At 67.9% G+C, this 1,560-nt stretch carries 1 protein-coding gene; it reads right to left on the bottom strand.

All coding sequences use genetic code 11. The annotated features are described in order from the left end of the window. Positions 1-1,560, bottom strand: a 1,560-nt coding sequence (locus CJ014_RS27185) for a signal transduction protein (RefSeq protein WP_100083617.1), incomplete at both ends; no start/stop codon positions are given.

Raw genomic sequence — 1,560 nt, 5'->3', positions numbered from 1 at the left:
CAGCTTGCGGGCGTCGCCGGCCACCTGCACCTTGATGTTCTGGGTGATCGCCTGGGCGACGAAGGCCTTGAGCACGTCGGCGAGCCTGTCCTCGTCGACATAGGCAAGGCTGACGTGGTTGGACTGATGGCCGGCCATCAGGTCGTCGCGACCGACGCCGTCGAGCACGGCGTTCAAGAGCGGCCATTCGTAGCAGGTGGCCTTGCGCCGCCGCTCGAACTCGGCCTCCGGCAGCTCGATGGCGTGGCCGGTGCCGATCTGCATGATGACGGACGTGCCCTCGTAGTGGGCGCGCGCCCACAGCAGCCGCCCCGCCTTGCCCTGGCCGGTGATGGTCGAGCCGCCCTTGGGGAAATACATCGCCGGCTGGCGATAGCCGGTGGCGCCGGCGATGCCGCCCTTGAGATGGCCGAACGGCACCGCGCCGGAGATCTCGAAATCCCAGACGAATTCGCCGTTCCAGTCGCTGCCCCAGCGAATGTCGTGCAGCGTCGTCTCCGAAGGCAGGCCCAGGCTGTCGAGCAGGCGGAACATCATGGTCTGCGGAATGGCCGTGCCCATGTCCACCTCGTTGGCGCAGGTGATCGGCTTGCCCTCCCGGATGATATGGCCGTCCTCGGCCGGGATCGGGAAGCGCTCGGTCGAGCCGATGGCGCCCTCGGCGAAGTCGGACGCGGCGCAGGACCGGGCGAGGCCCTGCTGGTACTGGACGCCGACGCAGGACAGGCCGAAGCGCTCGGCGTAACGAGCCATGGCGATCATCATCGCGCACTGCTCCTTGACCTGCTCGCGCGTCAGCTCGCGGGCGCCGTCGGCGCCGAAGCGGAACTTCATGCCGCGCTTCTCGTACCAGGCGACGCACGCCTCCCTGAGCGCGTCGGGCACCTTCGACATCTCGACCAGCAGGTCGGACTGCGACAGGCTTTCGATCGGCATGCCGATGTCGCAGAGCGCCTTCTGCGGGAACACGCCGTTCATCATGCCCATGCACAGCGTGTCGAACAGGCCGAGGATTTCCTTGTGCCGCAGCGACCAGGCGCCGACGGCGGCGCCGATCTTGCCGGCTTCGCTTTTCATCACCGGATGATCGGCGGTGACGTCGGCGAGATAGGAGAGATCGTGCTCGATCGAACCGGTCTCCAGCCAGGACTTCAGGCCGGAGAGGAAGAAGTCGTCGTCGAAAGTCTCCGACCACAGGCGCGAATAGCCGCGCCCGAGCGCCGTCAGCGAGCCGGCCATGCACAGCATGCCGACGAGGCCCGGCCAGGTGCCGTCGAAATTGGCCAGCAGCAGCACAGGGCCGCGGTGGGTGGCGAGCGACGGCGCGATGTGGTGCGAATACTGCCAGGCGGTCAGCAGCACGATCACCGGCGCGTCGGGATCGATGGCGGCGAACACGTCCGAGCCCTCGCGCTGGCTGGCGATGAAGCCGTGCCCCTTGTCGGCCTTGACCGGGTGGGCGCGGCGCGCCTTGCGGCCGAGCGAAGCGAGCGCCTTTTCGAGCAGCGCTTCGTACTTGGCCTCGACCGGCCAGCATTCGACGTTGGCGCTTTCGCGCAG

The sequence above is a fragment of the Pleomorphomonas carboxyditropha genome (assembly GCF_002770725.1).
GTDB classification, from domain to species: domain Bacteria; phylum Pseudomonadota; class Alphaproteobacteria; order Rhizobiales; family Pleomorphomonadaceae; genus Pleomorphomonas; species Pleomorphomonas carboxyditropha.
Note: the sequence above shows the minus strand (reverse complement) of the source record. Positions and strands in the feature narration are given on the sequence as shown.